This is a genomic window from Tsukamurella strandjordii (assembly GCF_039525985.1).
Classification (GTDB): domain Bacteria; phylum Actinomycetota; class Actinomycetes; order Mycobacteriales; family Mycobacteriaceae; genus Tsukamurella; species Tsukamurella strandjordii.
On sequence record NZ_BAAAII010000017.1, the window covers coordinates 22,722 to 39,486 of the forward strand.

Here is a 16,765-nt window from a genome sequence, read left to right on the forward strand (position 1 = left end):
TGCGGGTGTGACTGCAGCGAACCCGGCCCAGACGACCGCCCCCGCGACTCCGTCGGAGGTGGGGGAGCGGCCGGTGATGCTGCTCATCGACGGGCACTCGATGGCCTTCCGGGCGTTCTTCGCCCTCCCGCTGGACGGCGGCCGGTTCCGCACCAAATCGGGCCAGCCCACCAACGCGGTGTACGGCTTCACGTCCATGCTGATCAAGCTCCTCAAGGAGGAGGCGCCCGGTTACGTGGCCGCCGCCTTCGACGTCTCCCGCCAAACCTTCCGCGCCGAGATGTACCCCGAGTACAAGGCGCAGCGCTCGTCGGCACCGGACGATTTCCGCGGCCAGGTCGACGTGGTCAAAGACGTGCTCGGCGCCATGGGGATCCCCACCATGGCGCAGGAGGGCTACGAGGCCGACGACATCATCGCCACCATGACCACGCGGGCCCAGGAGCAGGGCTTCGACGTGCTGATCGTGACCGGCGACCGTGACGCCCTGCAGTTGGTCAACGAGCACGTCACGGTTCTCTACCCGCGCAAGGGCGTCTCCGACCTCACCCGCTTCACCCCCGAGGAGGTGGACGCGAAGTACGGCCTCACGCCGGCGCAGTACCCGGACTACGCGGCGCTGCGCGGCGACCCGTCGGACAACCTGCCCGGCATCCCCGGCGTCGGTGAGAAGACGGCCGCGAAGTGGATCCGCGAGTACGGCAGCCTCGATGGCCTCGTCGAGAACGTCGACAAGGTGAAGGGCAAGGTGGGCGATTCCCTGCGGGAGAACCTGGCCACGGTGCAGCTGAACCGGCAGATCACCGAGATGGTCAAAGACATGGCACTGCCCTACGAGCCGCAGGACCTGGCCCTGCAACCGTGGAACCGCGAGGCCATCCACCAGCTATTCGACGACCTCGAATTCCGCGTACTGCGCGATCGGATCTTCACTGAGCTCGCCTCCGCCGAGCCCGAGGTGGACGAGGGCTTCGAGATCTCGGGCGGCATCGTCGCGCCCGGCACGGTGGCGGAGTGGCTCGCCGAGCACGCGGCCTCGGGCGAGCGGTCCGGGCTGGGCGTGGTGGGCCCCGAGGTGGTCTTCGACGGGGACGCCGAGGCCGTGGTGATCGCCGCTCCGGACGACGAGGGCGGGTACATCGCGCTCGAAACGCTCACCCCGCACGACGAGGCGGCCCTCGGCGCCTGGCTCGCCGACGAGTCCCAGCCCAAGGCCGTGCACGAGGCGAAGTGGGCCATGCACGCCCTGGAGAGCCGCGGCTGGAAGCTCGGCGGCCTCACCTCGGACACCGCGATCGCGGCGTATCTGGTGCGCCCCGGGCAGCGCAGTTTCAACCTCGACGATCTCTCGGTGCGGTACCTGCACCGTGAGCTGCGCGTCGAGTCGGCCGCAGGCGACGATGCGCAGCTCTCCCTGCTCGACGATCCCGACGATTCGGTGGCCGAGAAGGCGCAGCAGCAGATCCTGCGTGCCCGGGCCGTGGTCGATCTCGCGGCCGCGCTCGACGAGGAGCTCGACAAGATCGAGTCCAAGCCGCTGCTCGAGGAGATGGAGCTGCCGCTGCTGCGGGTGCTCGACGTCATGGAGGCCACGGGCATCGCCGTCGACACCGAGCACCTCGAGTCGCTGCACAGCGACTTCAGCGACCGGATCCGCGCCGCGGAGGCCGCCGCCTTCGAGGAGATCGGAGAGCAGATCAACCTGGGCTCGCCGAAGCAGCTGCAGGTGATCCTGTTCGACAAGCTCGGCCTGCCCAAGACCAAGAAGACCAAGACCGGGTACACCACCGACGCCGCGGCGCTGGAGGCCCTGTACGAGAAGGAACCCCACCCGTTCCTGCAGTCCCTGCTCGAACACCGTGATGCGATGCGGCTCAAGGTCACCGTGGAGGGACTGCTCAAGTCGGTGGCGTCGGACGGCCGCATCCACTCCACGTTCAACCAGACCGTGGCGGCCACCGGCCGGCTGTCCTCGACCGATCCGAACCTGCAGAACATCCCCGTGCGCACCGAGGCCGGTCGCCGGATCCGGCAGGCCTTCGTCGCGGGCGAGGGCTTCGAGACGCTGATGACGGCCGATTACAGCCAGATCGAAATGCGGATCATGGCGCACCTCTCCGGCGACGAGGGACTGATCGAAGCCTTCAACACCGGGGAGGACCTGCACAACTTCGTCGGCTCGAAGGCCTTCGGTGTCCCGATCGACGAGGTGACCGCGGACATGCGGCGCCGGGTGAAGGCGATGTCCTACGGTCTGGCCTACGGCCTCTCGGCGTTCGGCCTGGCAGCGCAGCTGAAGATTTCCCGCGACGAGGCGAAAGACCAGATGGAGGCCTACTTCTCGCGGTTCGGCGGCGTGCGCGACTACCTGCAGGACGTGGTCACCGAGGCCACCCGCAACGAGTACACCGAGACCATCTACGGGCGTCGCCGGTACCTGCCCGATCTCACCTCCACCAACCGCATGCGCCGCGAGGGGGCCGAGCGGATGGCCCTCAACGCGCCGATCCAGGGCAGCGCCGCCGACATCATCAAGGTGGCGATGATCAACCTGGAGAAGGCGATCCGCGGTGCGGGCCTGAAGTCGCGGATGCTGCTGCAGGTGCACGACGAACTCGTGCTCGAAGTGGCCGCGGGTGAGCGGGAACAGCTCGAAGAGTTGGTGCGCGGCACCATGGGCACCGCCGCCGAGCTGTCCGTCCCGCTCGAGGTGTCCGTCGGATACGGCCGGAGCTGGGACGACGCCGCGCACTGATTCCTGTGGCACTCTGAAGGCATGCGACGTCGCTCGGGGGAGGCGGGATCCGCGCGATCCATCCCAGCGGTAACCGCTGGGTGCACCACACGGCTACACCTCGCGTCCCACGCCGGCCCGGGCGCTTCGCGCCCCTCGCGGCGCTGTGGGCGATTGTTTCTGGTCACCCGAGCGGCGTTCGCATCCTCGCCCCGGCCGGTGGTGCGCTGACGTGCCGTCGGTCGACCTGTCCCGGCCTCTGACGCGTGCCCAGCAGGCGCAATCGGCGCTGCTCGTCGGTCGGATCGACCCGGCCGAGTGGAACCGGATCGAACTCGCCGCGGACCTCGGCGCTGCGCTCCCCGCGGAGCTCGCCGAGGAGGTCGCACGGTTCGTCATCGAGGCCGCACCGACGAAGCCGCACCCCGCTGTGATCAGGCGCCTCCTGCAGGCCTATCGGGTCGATTCCGCTCTCGAACCTGAGGCCGGCGGCGCCGTCCCCGGCCGGGTGCTCGCGGACCTGGACGGTGTCGCAGCCATGCTCGATCTGACGGTGTCCGAACTCGACTGGTTCGCCGATACCGGGCGGTGGCTGCGGCATTCGGCGGCGCCGTTGCGGCACTACCGCGTTCGCCGCATGCCCAAGACCGCCGGGGGAGTGCGAGTGATCGAGGCGCCCAAACCCCGCCTGCGCGAGGCACAACGGCGGATTCTGCGACACGTGCTCGACCCCGCCGCACCGCACCCGGCGGCACGCGGATTCGTGCGCGGCGGTTCGGTCCTCCACTACGTCGAAGCCCACGTGGGCTCGGCGGCGGTGGTGCGGCTGGATCTGAAGGACTGCTTCACCACGGTCGGCGAGAACAGGGTCCGCGCTGTCTTCCGGCAGCTGGGATACCCCGCGCCGGTGGCGCGCATCCTCGCCGCGCTGTGCACCACGGCGACCGCGGGCGACGAGCTCCGCGGGCTCGACGCCTGGCAGGCGGCGACGCTGCGCGCCCGACATCTCCCGCAAGGTGCACCCACCTCGCCCGCCCTGATGAACCTGGCGCTGCGCCGGCTCGATGGCCGGGTCGCGGGCCTGGCCCGCGCGCAGGGCGCTCACTACACCCGCTACGGCGACGACCTCGCCCTCTCCGGTGCACGTGATCCGTCGCTGATCGCCGCCGTGGTGCCGAAGATCGTGCGCTCCGAGGGTTTCTCGGTGAACCCGCGCAAGACCCGGATCATGCGCTCGGGCACCCGGCAGGAACTGGCGGGGGTCGTGGTCAACGCCCGTGCCCAACCACCGCGGCGTGCATACGACGACCTCCGCGCGCTGCTGCACAATGCTGCGCGGTTCGGCCCTGACAGCCAGAACCACGACGGCCACGACGACTTCCGCGCCCATGTCTACGGGCGGATCGCCTGGGTGGCGCAGGGCAATCCCACCCGCCGGGAGCGTCTGCTCGCGATGGCCGCCCGGGTGCCCTGGTGACACGCATGCGTGGCCGGCGAGAAACTGGGATGCGCGGGCGCCGGCACCGGTGCTAGCGTCGGTTCCATCGTGATCCGACCGCAGGAGGTGAGCCCCATGAACGCAGTACCCGTAGTGGGCGCGCCGCTGCAGTGCACGATCGCGCGACTGTCCTAGTCGCCCGGGGCGCCCGATCAGAATCTCTGAAAGGCCGTTCCCATGAACACGATTCCCACTTCTTCTCGTTCGGCTCGCGGCCGGGCGCTGGTGCTCGGCGGTGGTGGCTCCGCCGGCAATGCCTGGCTCATCGGCGTGATCGCCGGTCTCCATGAGGCCGGCCTCGACGTGACCGCCGCCGACCTCACGATCGGCACCTCCGCCGGTGCCACGGCGGCCGCACAGATCGCCGCGGCGCCGCCGCCCCGGCTCCTGGCGGACATCCTCACGGCACCGATACCCGCGCGCTCCGCGGGCGGGGCACGGGCCACCGCCTCCGCCGTCGCCGATCAGATGCGCCGAACGGGCCGGCTCATCGCGGAGGCGACCGACGTCGCCGATATGCGACGCAGGATGGGCGCTTCCGCCCTCGCCCTGGAGGCCTCCTCGGACGATTCCGTCCGGGCTCGGTGGCGAGACACCGTCGCCGCGCGGCTCCCGTCCCCGCACTGGCCGGACCGGCCGATCGCCCTGACGGCCGTCGACGCGGTCACCGGCGAGCCCGTGGTCTTCGACCGGCACGGCGAGGTCGCGCTCGTGGACGCCGTCGCGGCGAGCTGCTCCAGTGGATTCGCCTACCGCATCGGTGCGCGTCATTACATCGACGGCGGCTACCGCGCCAATGCCGAGAACGCAGACCTCGCCGCGGGATTCGACCGGGTCCTGGTGCTCGCGCCGTTCGGGGGAGCCGCGCGGACGCCCCCGCACTGGCGGGCGAACCTGCACGCCCAAGTGGAGGAGCTGCGTGCCGCCGGCAGTACCGTCGAGATCGTCGGCCCCGATGACGCCTCCCGCGCCGCGTTCGGCGGCAACGTGATGGACCCGTCGACCCGCCCACCGGCGGCTCGTGCGGGCGCCGCGCAGGGCCGCGAACTCGCTCCCGCCCTCGAGTTCTTCCGGGGCTGAGGGACCCCGCCGGGCCCCCGGGCCCGGCGGGTAGCGTCGGAGGCCGTGTTCACCATCGGATTCGATCTCGACCTCACGCTCATCGACTCGCGGGCACGCATCCTCAGCGCCGCCCGCCGGTCGTTCTCCGATCTGGGGTACTCGATCGGCGACGAGCTGCTCCTGCCGTACATGGGGGAGCCGATGGGCGATGTCGCGGTGAAGGTGGTGCCCGATATCGACGCGGTGGCGTTCATGCGCCGGTACCGGCACCACTACGACACCGATACCGAGACGCCGGTGCCGGTTCTTCCCGGCGCGCACGAGCTGCTCGCCGCGATCCGCGCCGCCGGCGGCCGATCTGTGGTGGTGTCAGCGAAGCAGCAGGCGGCCGCGGAGCGTGCCGTGGCGGATGCCGGCCTGGACGTGACGGAGGTGGTGGGCGACCACTTCGGTGCGGCCAAGGGGCAGGCGCTCCTGCGGTACGACGATGTGCGTGCCTACCTGGGCGATCACGTGGAGGATGCGGCGGCCGCGCGGGCGGCGGGATGCGACTTCGTGGGCGTCACAACGGGGGAGTTCGGCGCCGCTGATCTGCTGGTCGCGGGCGCGCGGGAGACAGTGGACGACCTGGCGGAGGCGGTGCACCTGTTGCACCTGCACTCGTGTTGATATAAGCATTCGTACATGCCGTTCGAATTGCGATCGCACAAGTTCATAACGTGTAGGGCAGACATTGCCGCGTCCGTCGGACACGGTGTGTGACGTGAGCGGACCCGATATCGAGTGGGAGTCCTACGGCGACTCCCTTGCCTACCGTCTTCTGACCCTCCGTAAGGCGCGAGGGATATCGCAGGAGAAGCTCGCCGAGCGCGCGGGACTGCATCGCAATCAGATCTCCAACATCGAGCGGAACGTCAGTTCCGGAGATCGCTTCTCCGATCCGCACATGTCCACGCTGTACCGCCTCGCGGCCGCCCTGGACGTGCCGCCGGTGCTACTCCTGCCTGAGGCGGACCGTCGGGTGGGTTCGCGCTCCGCCGAACAGGACAACCGGGATGCCGCCGCGGCGATCGAGAGCGCACTCCTGGTCGCGATCGGCGAATAGCGGCTCCGCCTAGTAGGTGCTCAGGATCAGCTCGGTCTTGAGCACATCGCCGGGCAGCAGCCAGCCCTTCGCGCTGAGCGTGTCGATCGCCTTCTGGCGCAGCGACTGCGCGCCCGCCCGGGTATCGGACTTGAAGCTGAACTCGACCACTGTCTGGCCCGGCATGGGGAGCACCTCGATCGCGGGCTTGACGCCCTGCCACGCGCCCTTCCACTCCTGCGAGGTGACGGGGCCGTGCACGCGAGAGGCCTGAAGGGCGTCCTTGCCCCAGTTCTTCGACGTCCAGTTCTCGAGCTTGCCGGGGATCTGCGCCACGACCAGATCGCGCGCCGTCGAGGCGTCCGGCAGCGCGGTGCCCGAGAGCCCGCTCGCCGATGCGGTCTTCTTGGTGGCGAAGCTCAGCGTCTGCTTACCGTAGGTCCAGTCGACCTGGGCGTCGTAGTTCGTGTCCGAGGAGTCGAATCCCGCCTGATTCGCCGTGGTCAGCGCCGCATCCACGTCGCCATTGGTCACGGGGAAGCGCTTCTTGTAGTTCAGGTCCAGGCTCTGGCCCGCCTCGTGGCGCAGCCGCACCGACCAGCCCTCCCCGGAGAGCTTCTTGGTCTCGGTGTCGAAGTACTCGTACGACAGCCCCTTCGGCGCGGACGTGATGCCGAAGGTCGACTTCACGGCCGCCGAGGGTGCGCCACCGTCCAGCGCCGAGGCGTTCAGGTTGAGCTTGACCTCGTAGTTGGGAACGGCGTTCGCATCGGCCTGGGCGACGGCGGGTGCGAGCGCGGCGATCGCGGTGGCGGCGACGGCGGCCAGAATGCTTCGGCGGCTAACGAGTTTCATGGGCATCAGGGTCCACTCCGGTGGTGGCGTCCAGGGGAACGCCGGGTGGACGGTCGTCGACGATTCGGGGTGCCCTCGGAAGCTGCGTGAACGACGACGGCGCCGCCCCCACATCGGGGTGCGGCGCCGTCGTTGAGCGTCGGTCGTTACTTCGCCTTCGCGGGGGCCGCAGCGGGCTTCACGGACGCGCAGGTGCGGTACGCATCGCCGAGCGCGCGCTGAATGTTCTGCTGCTCGGAGAAGATGCCGAATCCCGCGGAAGAGCCGGTGAACGCCAGGGTGGCGAGCCGGATCTGCCGGGTGTTCGGATCGGAGGTCGCGATGTCGGCGAACTGCTTGGAGCCACCGGCCACCTGGTCCAGCTTGGCCGAGAGACCCGGCGAGGAGCGATCGATCGCGGTGCGCAGCTGCCCCACGGTGCACGAGGTGCCGGGCACGGCACGCGCCAGGTTCGGGTCGGCCGGCTTGGGAGCGGGGCCGGGCGCTGCGGCAGCGAACGGGGCACCGGCCAGCGACACGGCGCCGAGGACGGCGGCGGTGGCGGCGAAACGACGGAAGGTCATGCGGGTGGGGCCTTTCGGGTCCGTGGAGGGGCTCAGTAGTTCTGGCAGGTCGCGATGACCTTGGAGATCTTCGCGTCGATATCGGCGCGGTTCGCCTTGTAGTAGGCGGCGCCCGCGGGGTTCTCCTCGGCGAGCTGCTCGATCAGCTTCTGCCGCTCCTCGGGCTTGGCCACGAGGATCTTGTTCGCCTTCTCGCGGCCGCCGGGGGTGCCGTTCATCACGGCGATCGCCTCGGGGGCGATCATCTGCGTCGCGCGCTCGACCTGCGCGACGGTGCACTTGGTACCCGGCACCTTGTCGTTCGGTGCGGCGGAGGCGACGGCGGGGGCGAGGGCCAGGCCGGCCGCGAGCACCGCGGTACCGGCGACGATGCGCGTCCGAATCATGTCTGTCTCCTTCTCTGCGGCCGCCTCGTCTGCGGTGAGGTGGCGGCGACCGCTCGGGCGACGATACCGGCTCGAAGTGAACGAGAAAAGGACGGTGCCGGGATGGACAACCCGGCACCGTCCAACCTGTACCCGCGTATCAGCTGGTGGCGCAGGTGGCCTTGACCTGCGCGATCTTCTGCTCGACCTGTTCCTTGGAGGGCTTGGTACGGGGCGTTCCGTCGTGCTTTCCGCCGGGCTTTCCGGCCCCGTGCTGTGGCGGCGTCTTCCCCGGATTGGCCTTCTTCCACTCGTCGATCTTGGCCTGCCGGTCCTTCTTCGCGGCCTCGCGCGCCGCCGTGCGCTGCTCGGGCGTCTGCACGAGTGCCTGCTCGAAACGCTCCTTCGCCTTGGGGTTGCCGCTGATGTGCTGCCAGAACTCGGGCGCCACCTTCGCGGTGGCGCGTTCGACCTGACCGACGTTGCACTGGGTGCCGGGCACCGGCGCCGTCGGTGAGACAGGGGCGGCGCTCGCGGTGGCGGGGACGAGCAGGGCGGCGCCGGCGGCCACGACGGCGGTCGCGGTGGCCGCGCGGCGGATGCGATGGGTGGTGCGATTCATGCGTTGGTTCTCCTCAGCGAGATCACCGTCGGATCCCTCTGGAGCGAGTAGACCCGGCGGTGGTGAACGCGGGCGCACGATCCGCTGTGAGTTCCCTGGAATCCGGACATTCCCGCGTGTGCTTGCACTGGGTGCAGGTGTTTACCCAGGACGCGGTGTGGGCTAACGCTGTTAAGTCGGGATTCAGGCGGGGAGGTCGCAGACGAAGACGGCGGTGCCGGGGAAGATCGCGCCGCGCAGGGGGCTCCACTGGCCCCACTGCTGGGTGAAGCCCTCGGGCCATTCGGGCTCGATCACGTCGATCAGGCGCAGGCCCGCCCCGACGATCTCGCGGATCCGGTCGCCCATCGTCCGGTGGTGCTCGACATAGGTCGGGGTGCCGGCCTCGTCGGTCTCCACGTAGGGCGACCGGTCGAAATAGGAGAGGGTGGCCACCAGGCCGTCGGGCCCGGGGTCGTCGAGGAACATCCATCGCATCGGATGATTGACGGAGAAGACGAACCGGCCTCCCGGCCGCAGCACCCGCGCCGCCTCGGCCATGACTCCCGCGGAATCGGCCACGAACGGGATGCCGCCGAAGGCGGAGCAGACGAGGTCGACGGTCCCGTCGGCCACCGGGAGGTGCTCGGCGCCCGCCTGCACCAGCAGGGGATTGCCGCCGCGGACGTGGGGGAGCCCGCGGCGCAGCATGCCCGCCGAGATGTCGAGACCGATCACCGAGGCGCCCTGCGCGGCGAGCCAGCGGGAGCACGGGGCGCTGCCGCATCCGATCTCCAGGGCGACGGTGCCCGCCACCTCGCCCAACAGTCGGACATCGGATTCGCGCAGGCCCTCGGGGCACCACACGAAATCGCCCTCGGCGGTGTCCACGCCCAGGAAGGCGGCGTGTTCGGCGTGGTACGCGTCGGCGTCGGAATCCCACCACGACCGGTTCGCGGCCTCGGAGCCGGCGCTGTCGTGCCGCATGTCCGGTTTGGGGCGGTAGTGCACCGGTGTGAGCCTCTCTCGCGAGGGCGGTTTGCCCAGCTAGCACCGGGTGGCGTAGGGTATAGCACGCGCGTGCCCATGTACGCGCGATTTCGAACCAACTACGAGCACCCTGTCCGGAGCAACTTACCCAATGCCCACCTCCACTGTTACGTCCCCGCAGGTCGCCGTCAACGACATCGGCACCGCGGAGGACTTCCTCGCCGCAATCGACGCGACGATCAAGTACTTCAACGATGGCGACATCGTCGAGGGCACCATCGTCAAGGTCGATCGTGACGAGGTCCTCCTCGACATCGGTTACAAGACCGAAGGCGTCATCCCCTCCCGCGAGCTCAGCATCAAGCACGATGTCGACCCCTCCGAGGTCGTCAACGTCGGCGACGCGGTCGAGGCCCTCGTCCTCACCAAGGAGGACAAGGAAGGCCGCCTGATCCTGTCCAAGAAGCGTGCGCAGTACGAGCGCGCCTGGGGCACGATCGAGGAGCTCAAGGAGAAGGACGAGGCCGTCAAGGGCACCGTCATCGAGGTGGTCAAGGGTGGTCTGATCCTGGACATCGGCCTCCGCGGCTTCCTCCCGGCCTCCCTGGTCGAGATGCGCCGCGTGCGCGACCTCCAGCCGTACATCGGCAAGGAGATCGAGGCCAAGATCATCGAGCTCGACAAGAACCGCAACAACGTGGTCCTGTCGCGCCGTGCGTGGCTCGAGCAGACCCAGTCCGAGGTCCGCAGCGAGTTCCTGCACCAGCTGCAGAAGGGCCAGGTCCGCAAGGGCGTCGTGTCCTCCATCGTCAACTTCGGTGCCTTCGTGGACCTGGGCGGCGTCGACGGCCTGGTGCACGTCTCCGAGCTGTCCTGGAAGCACATCGATCACCCCTCCGAGGTGGTCACCGTGGGCGACGAGGTCACCGTCGAGGTCCTCGACGTCGACCTGGACCGCGAGCGCGTCTCGCTGTCGCTCAAGGCGACCCAGGAGGACCCGTGGCGTCAGTTCGCCCGGACCCACGCCATCGGCCAGATCGTGCCCGGCAAGGTCACCAAGCTCGTCCCGTTCGGCGCGTTCGTGCGCGTCGAGGAGGGCATCGAGGGCCTCGTCCACATCTCGGAGCTGGCCGAGCGCCACGTCGAGGTCCCGGACCAGGTCGTCTCGGTCGGCGACGATGCGATGGTCAAGGTCATCGACATCGACCTCGAGCGTCGTCGTATCTCGCTGAGCCTCAAGCAGGCCAACGAGGACTACACCGAGGAGTTCGACCCGTCGAAGTACGGCATGGCCGACAGCTACGACGAGAACGGCGAGTACATCTTCCCCGAGGGCTTCGATCCCGAGACCAACGAGTGGCTCGAGGGCTTCGACAAGCAGCGCGAGGAGTGGGAGGGTCGCTACGCCGAGGCGGAGCGTCGCCACAAGATGCACACCGCGCAGATGGAGAAGTTCGCCGCCGACGAGGCCGCCGAGGCCGCCGCGGGTGGCCCCGCCGCCGGTGGTGCGAACTACTCGAGCGAGTCGTCCTCGGACGATCGCGCCGAGGCTGCGCCCAGCGCCGGTGGTTCGCTGGCGAGCGATGCTCAGCTCGCCGCTCTCCGCGAGAAGCTGTCGGGCAACGCCTGATACGCAGCAGACGAGGAACGCCCCGCATCCACTGGATGCGGGGCGTTCCCCGTTTCGGGCCTAGTTGAGGCGCTCGCCGGTGTCCGGGTGGAACAGGTGCACGGCATCGTCGTGCTGCACCAGGCGCACGCCGTCGCCGATCCGCGCGACGGTCCGCCGCGGACACCGCGCCACCAGGGTGACGGGTGAGCCGTCGACGGAGGTGACATCGGGGTCCTCGACCCGGGCGTAGAGGTAGGTATCGCTGCCCAGGTCCTCGAGGATCGCCACGCGCCCGGCGACGCCGGTATCGGGACCGCTGAGCGCCAGGCTCTCGGGCCGGATCCCCACCGTGACCCGGTCGAGTCCCGCGGCGCGCAGTGCGGACTGCGCCTGCGCATCGAGGTCGACGGTGCCGCCGGCCACCGTGATCGCGCCCTCGCGCACGGGCGCGGTGAACAGGTTCATCGCAGGGGATCCGATGAAACCGGCGACGAAGGCGTTGGTGGGCCGATCGTAGAGCTCGGCGGGGGAGGCGAACTGCTGCAGCTTGCCGAATTTGAGGACCGCCACCCGATCGCCCATCGTCATCGCCTCGACCTGGTCGTGGGTGACGTACACGGTGGTGGTGCCCAGGCGGCGCTGCAGCTCGGCGATCTGGGTGCGGGTCTGCACACGCAGCTTGGCATCGAGGTTGCTCAGCGGCTCATCCATGCAGAAGACCTGCGGCTCCCGGACGATCGCGCGGCCCATCGCCACGCGCTGGCGCTGGCCACCCGACAACCGCGCGGGCTTGCGATCGAGGTACTCCGTGAGGTCGAGGAGCTTGGCCGCCTCGGCCACCTTCCGCTTGCGCTCGTCGACGGGCACGCCCCGCATCTTCAGCGCGAAACCCATGTTCTCGCCGACCGTTTTGTTCGGGTACAGCGCGTAGTTCTGGAAGACCATCGCGATGTCCCGATCCTTCGGCGCCACGCCCACCATGTTCGCGCCGCCGATCGAGATGCTGCCGGAGTCGATCTCCTCCAGGCCGGCCAGCATGCGCAGCGCGGTGGACTTGCCGGATCCCGACGGGCCGACGAGCACTACGAACTCGCCGTCGGCGATGTCGAGGTCGAGCGAGTCCACGGCGAGGGTCTCGGCGCCGGGGTATACGCAGCAGGCCTTGTCGTAGCTGATGGAAGCCATCGATAACTCCTAGTTCTTCTACTTGATCGCACCGAAGGACAGGCCGCGCACCAGCTTGTTCTGGGCGATCCATCCGCAGATCACGACGGGGAGGGCGGCGAGCACGGAGGCCGCCGAGAGCTTGGCCCAGAACAGGCCCTGCCCGGACATGAAACCGGTGAGCGCCACCGGCATCGTCTGGGCGTTGACCGCGGTGAGGTTCACCGCGAAGAAGAATTCGTTCCACGAGAAGATCACGCAGATCAGGGCCGTGGCGGCGATGCCCGGGGAGATGATCGGCAGGATCACCTCCCGCACCGAGGTCCACAGGCTGGCACCGTCCATGCTCGCGGCCTCGAGCAGTTCGCTCGGGACCTCGAGGAAGAAGGAGCGCATCATCCACACGGCGATCGGCAGGTTCATCGCCGTGTACAGGATGACCAGCGTCCAGATGTTGTCCAGCATGCCGATCCGGCCCACGATCACGTACAGCGGGATGATCGCGGCCACGATCGGCAGCATCTTGGTGCTGATGAAGAAGAACAGCGCGTCCTGGGTCTTGCGCACCGGGCGCAGCGACAGGGCGAACGCCGCGGGAATGCCGAGCAGCAGGACGAGCAGCGTCGAGATCACCGTGGCGAACACCGAATTGAGCAGTGGGACGCCGATTCCCGAGTCGAAGACGGCCTTGAACTGGTCCAGGGTGGGTACGAAGAAGACGGTGGGCGGCCGGGTGGCGGCGTCGCTCTCCTGTTTGAACGCGGTGAGCACCATCCACAGCACCGGGAAGAAGAAGCCCACCGCGATGATCCAGGTGAGCCCTGTGAGCGCACCTCCCTTGGGATCGCGGCGCCGGCGGGGCAGAACGGTCGTGTCGGCGGTGGTGGACATCAGGCGGCTTCCTCTCCGGCGCTGAAGCTCTTGAAGATCAAGCGGATCGCGAGGGTGGAGACCACGATCGTGCCGATCACGGTGACCACGCCCATCGCTGCGGCCTGCCCGATGTCGAATCCCAGGAAGGCCCGCTGATAGATGTAGTAGGGCAGGTTGGAGCTGGCCACGCCCGGTCCTCCGGAGGTCATCATGTAGACCGCGTCGAAGGTGTTCACCAGGTAGATCGCGCCCAGGACGGCGCCCAGCTCGATGAACCGCCGCAGGTGCGGCAGGGTCAGCTCGCGGAACAGCCGGATATTGGTGGCGCCGTCCACCCGCGCCGCCTCCTGCACGTCCCGTGGCATCGACTGCAGGCCGGCCAGGATCAGCAGCATCATGAACGGCGTCCACTGCCAGACCAGTTCGGCGATCACCGACATCAGCGGGAACTCGCTGAGCCAGTCCACTTGGATGCCCAGCGGCCCGAGGGCCCAGGCGAGCAGTCCGTTGGTGGGGGAGAGCAGGCTGGTTTTCCACAGCAGGGCCGCCGCCACCGGGGTCACCAGGAACGGTGTGATGAGCAGCGTGCGAACCACACCGCGGCCCAAGAACTTCCGGTCCAGCAGGAGTGCGAGCACCAGTCCCAGGACCACCGACAGGACGACGGTGCCCACGATCAGCAGGATCGTGTTCAGGGTGACGGTCCAGAACTGTCCGTCCCGGAACACCTCGACGTAGTTGTTGAGTCCGTTGAACTTCCGGGAACCGGGGCGCACCAGGTTCCAGGACTGGGTCGAGTAGTAGAGCGTCACCACGAACGGGATCTGCGTGACCACCACCATGAAGATGAGGGCGGGGAGCAGGGGGCCGCGTCGACGCCAGGCCTCGGCGCGGCTGATCCGGTCCCGCTTCGAGCGCAGGGGCTCGGCGGGCCGCGTGTCCGTCGCGGTCGTGGTCATCGTCCGTCTCCCGTCCGGTAGCTCTTGCCGACCACCTCGGCGTACTTCTGTGCCTGCGTGAGGGCGTCGTCCACGGAGATCTGGCCCGCGATGGCGGCGCTGATCTGCTGGCTGACGCGGGTGCCCAGATCCTGGAACTCGGGGATCGCGAGGAACTGGATGCCGGTGTACGGCACCGGCTTCACCGTGGGCCGGGACTGATCCGCGGCAAGCATCGAATCGAGGGTCTGCTTCGCGAAGGTCGCGGACAGCTCCTTGTACGCCGGGAGCTCGTAGGTCGACAGCCGGCTGCCCGGTGGCACGCGGCTGGGCCCGAGCTTGTCGGCGACGCCGGCGATGTACTGCTTGGAGGTCATCCAGGAGACGAACTTCCACGCGTCGTCGGCTCTCTTGCTGCTCGCCGGGATGCCGAGCGACCAGGTGTACAACCAGCCGTTGCCGGACTTGGCCATCTTCGGCGCCGGCAGATAGCCCACGTTGCCGGCGATCTTCGAGGTGTCGGGGCTCTCCAGCGACGAGACCGCGGCGGTGGAGTCGTACCACATCGCCGCCTGCCCCTGCGCCAGAAGGTTTCCGCACTCCTGGAAGCCCGTCGATGCGGCGCCGGCCTCGCCGTAGTTCCGCACCGTGTCCACGTAGAACTTCACGGCCTCGCGGACTTCGGGGGAGTCGAACTGGGGGTTCCACTGCTCGTCGAACCAGCGGCCGCCGAACGCGTTGATCACCGTGTTGAGCGGGGCGAGCACCTCGCCCCAGCCGGGCTTACCCCTCAGGCAGATGCCGGCGACGTTCTTCGAGTGCAGCGCGCGTGCTGCCGCGGCGACCTCGGGCCAGGTGGGCTCCGGTGGCAGGGTGATGCCCGCCGCGGCGAACATCTGCTTGTTGTACATGAGGAAGGAGGACTCGCCGTAGAACGGCACCGAGTACATGTTCCCCCGGTACGACAGGGCCTCGCGCAGCGTGGGGATGAAATCGCCGGGTTCGTACGACGGGTCGCGGTCCATCTTCGCCGACAGGTTCGTGAGCCAGCCGTTCTGCGCCCACATCCGAGTCTCGTAGTTGCTGATCATCACCACGTCGAACTCGCCACCGCCGGTGGAGACGGAGGCGGTGATCTTGGCGCGGGCCTCGTTCTCCGAGAGGGTGATGAACTTGAGCTTGACGCCGGGGTTGGCGCGTTCGAACTCGGGGGCCAGCCCGACGGCGTCGGTCATCTGCGAGTTCGACACCATGGCGACGGTGACGGCGGAACTTCCGCCGTCGGTGAAGACGCCGGCGCCGGAGCAACCCGCGAGGAGTGCCGCGGTGGCGATCAACCCGGTTGCGGCGGTGGCGCGCCGTCCGGTGGGGGTGCGGGGCACGATCATCCCTTCTGTCGGTCGAGCAGCCACTGCGCGGTGGGACGGTCGGTGACGACCGAGGTCGCGAAACCGCCGCGCAGGGCTCCCAGGATGGATTCGCGGCGATGGTCGCCGCCGGAGATGAGGATCGAGGTCGAGCAGGCCCGGATGTCCTCCAGGGGAACGGATACCGTGCGGTCCACCAGGCTCGATGCGACCGGCGCGCCGGCGGCGTCGTAGAAGCGGCCACCGATCTCGCCCACGGCGCCGAGATCGCGCAGCTCGCCGAGGACCTCGGTGTCGATGTAGGCGCCCTCGAACAGGGTGGTGGAGGTGGAGACGGAGCCGACGCCGAAGAGCATCACCTCGGCGGTCCGCGCCGCTTCGAGCGCCTGTGAGACGATCGAATCCCGGTGCAGGGCACGGACGGTGCCCGGGTCGGCGAACAGGGGCGCCACGAGTCGCAGTGGTCGCGCGCCGAGCCGTTCGGAGAATCGGCCGAGCGCGTGGTCGACACCGGTGTGGTACTCGACCGAGGTCATCGACCCGTCCATCTGCACGACGCGGGCGCAGGAGGAGCCGCCGCCGAGGGCATCCGCCACGGCCACCTGCTCGGGGCCCCAGGTGAAACCGAAGGTGTCGGCCGGTTGCAGGCGGCGGCTCAGCAGGGAGGCGCCCGCACGGCCGAGGGCGGCGTCGCCCGACGGTGTGCCGTCGGCGTCCTCGGCGATGAGCAATGCCTCGGTGAGACCGAACGCAGCCTCGAGCTCGCGCTCCAGATCGGGATGGATCGACGCCGCGAGGTGTGCGGGGGCGGCCACGGTCACGGTGACGAGACCCTGGGCCCGGGCGCGCGCCACGAGCCGGCCCGCGGTGGGGCGGGAGACACCGAGGCGCTCCGCGATCTGCGCCTGGGTCAGGCCCTCCAGGTGGTACATCGTGGCGGCGCGGACGAGGAGGCGCAGGTCGTGGCCCGGCTCGCCGGGAGTGCGCGGTGTGGTCACGGACCCTCCATCTCGCGTGAGCAAATGCTCACTAGCGGTGAATATGCTCACTACGCTAACA

Annotated in this window: 16 protein-coding genes; 6 read left to right on the plus strand and 10 right to left on the minus strand. The window is 69.0% G+C overall.

What is annotated here, in order from left to right; genetic code table 11:
* The first annotated feature begins 7 nt into the window (after positions 1-7).
* The 5 genes from polA to ABD108_RS21760 all read left to right on the plus strand — a co-directional run bounded on the left by polA (position 8) and on the right by ABD108_RS21760 (position 6,399).
* The gene (gene polA, locus ABD108_RS21740; RefSeq protein WP_220655620.1) at positions 8-2,755 is read left to right on the plus strand and encodes a DNA polymerase I; all 2,748 of its coding nucleotides are present in this window, start codon (positions 8-10) and stop codon (positions 2,753-2,755) included.
* Between the two features lie 211 nt (positions 2,756-2,966).
* A complete protein-coding gene (locus ABD108_RS21745) occupies positions 2,967-4,211 on the plus strand; it encodes a reverse transcriptase family protein (protein ID WP_343931369.1) in 1,245 nt (414 codons plus the stop codon).
* A gap of 198 nt (positions 4,212-4,409) precedes the next feature.
* Positions 4,410-5,312, plus strand: coding sequence for a patatin-like phospholipase family protein (locus tag ABD108_RS21750; protein WP_343931370.1), 903 nt, complete (start codon positions 4,410-4,412; stop codon positions 5,310-5,312).
* A gap of 45 nt (positions 5,313-5,357) precedes the next feature.
* Positions 5,358-5,963 (plus strand): HAD family hydrolase, encoded by a 606-nt coding sequence (locus ABD108_RS21755; RefSeq protein WP_220655617.1) that lies wholly within the window; start codon positions 5,358-5,360, stop codon positions 5,961-5,963.
* Positions 5,964-6,057: 94 nt separating this feature from the next.
* Positions 6,058-6,399 (plus strand): helix-turn-helix domain-containing protein, encoded by a 342-nt coding sequence (locus ABD108_RS21760; protein ID WP_220655616.1) that lies wholly within the window; start codon positions 6,058-6,060, stop codon positions 6,397-6,399.
* 9 nt (positions 6,400-6,408) lie between these two features.
* On the opposite strand, the gene ABD108_RS21765 is transcribed toward ABD108_RS21760, so the two are convergent.
* The 5 genes from ABD108_RS21765 to ABD108_RS21785 form a co-directional block, all read right to left on the minus strand.
* Complete coding sequence (locus tag ABD108_RS21765; RefSeq protein ID WP_220655615.1) at positions 6,409-7,233, minus strand: hypothetical protein; 825 nt, start codon at positions 7,231-7,233, stop codon at positions 6,409-6,411.
* Positions 7,234-7,379: 146 nt separating this feature from the next.
* Complete coding sequence (locus ABD108_RS21770; protein ID WP_220655614.1) at positions 7,380-7,796, minus strand: hemophore-related protein; 417 nt, start codon at positions 7,794-7,796, stop codon at positions 7,380-7,382.
* Positions 7,797-7,828: 32 nt separating this feature from the next.
* Positions 7,829-8,182 carry a hemophore-related protein gene (locus tag ABD108_RS21775; RefSeq protein WP_220655613.1) on the minus strand — a complete coding sequence of 118 codons (354 nt, stop codon included), beginning with the start codon at positions 8,180-8,182 and terminating at the stop codon, positions 7,829-7,831.
* A 139-nt stretch (positions 8,183-8,321) separates the two neighbouring features.
* Complete coding sequence (locus ABD108_RS21780) at positions 8,322-8,783, minus strand: hypothetical protein (protein ID WP_343931371.1); 462 nt, start codon at positions 8,781-8,783, stop codon at positions 8,322-8,324.
* 183 nt (positions 8,784-8,966) lie between these two features.
* Complete coding sequence (locus ABD108_RS21785) at positions 8,967-9,749, minus strand: class I SAM-dependent methyltransferase (protein WP_220658387.1); 783 nt, start codon at positions 9,747-9,749, stop codon at positions 8,967-8,969.
* 154 nt (positions 9,750-9,903) lie between these two features.
* Here ABD108_RS21785 and rpsA point away from each other — a divergent pair, with 154 nt between their 5' ends.
* Entirely contained in the window at positions 9,904-11,382 is a 1,479-nt protein-coding gene (gene rpsA, locus ABD108_RS21790) for a 30S ribosomal protein S1 (protein WP_220655611.1), read from the plus strand.
* 60 nt (positions 11,383-11,442) lie between these two features.
* On the opposite strand, the gene ABD108_RS21795 is transcribed toward rpsA, so the two are convergent.
* The 5 genes from ABD108_RS21795 to ABD108_RS21815 are packed head-to-tail and all read right to left on the minus strand — an operon-like array spanning position 11,443 to position 16,704.
* On the minus strand, positions 11,443-12,549 hold the full coding sequence (locus ABD108_RS21795; RefSeq protein WP_220655610.1) for an ABC transporter ATP-binding protein: 1,107 nt from the start codon (positions 12,547-12,549) through the stop codon (positions 11,443-11,445).
* A gap of 18 nt (positions 12,550-12,567) precedes the next feature.
* On the minus strand, positions 12,568-13,419 hold the full coding sequence (locus ABD108_RS21800; RefSeq protein ID WP_343931372.1) for a carbohydrate ABC transporter permease: 852 nt from the start codon (positions 13,417-13,419) through the stop codon (positions 12,568-12,570).
* A complete protein-coding gene (locus tag ABD108_RS21805) occupies positions 13,419-14,360 on the minus strand; it encodes a carbohydrate ABC transporter permease (RefSeq protein ID WP_220655608.1) in 942 nt (313 codons plus the stop codon). The genes ABD108_RS21800 and ABD108_RS21805 overlap by 1 nt, the downstream gene beginning before the upstream one ends.
* Positions 14,357-15,727, minus strand: coding sequence for an ABC transporter substrate-binding protein (locus ABD108_RS21810; RefSeq protein ID WP_425579810.1), 1,371 nt, complete (start codon positions 15,725-15,727; stop codon positions 14,357-14,359). Before ABD108_RS21810 ends, ABD108_RS21805 begins: the two co-directional genes overlap by 4 nt.
* Complete coding sequence (locus ABD108_RS21815; RefSeq protein ID WP_305111981.1) at positions 15,724-16,704, minus strand: sugar-binding transcriptional regulator; 981 nt, start codon at positions 16,702-16,704, stop codon at positions 15,724-15,726. Before ABD108_RS21815 ends, ABD108_RS21810 begins: the two co-directional genes overlap by 4 nt.
* Between the last annotated feature and the right edge of the window lie 61 nt (positions 16,705-16,765).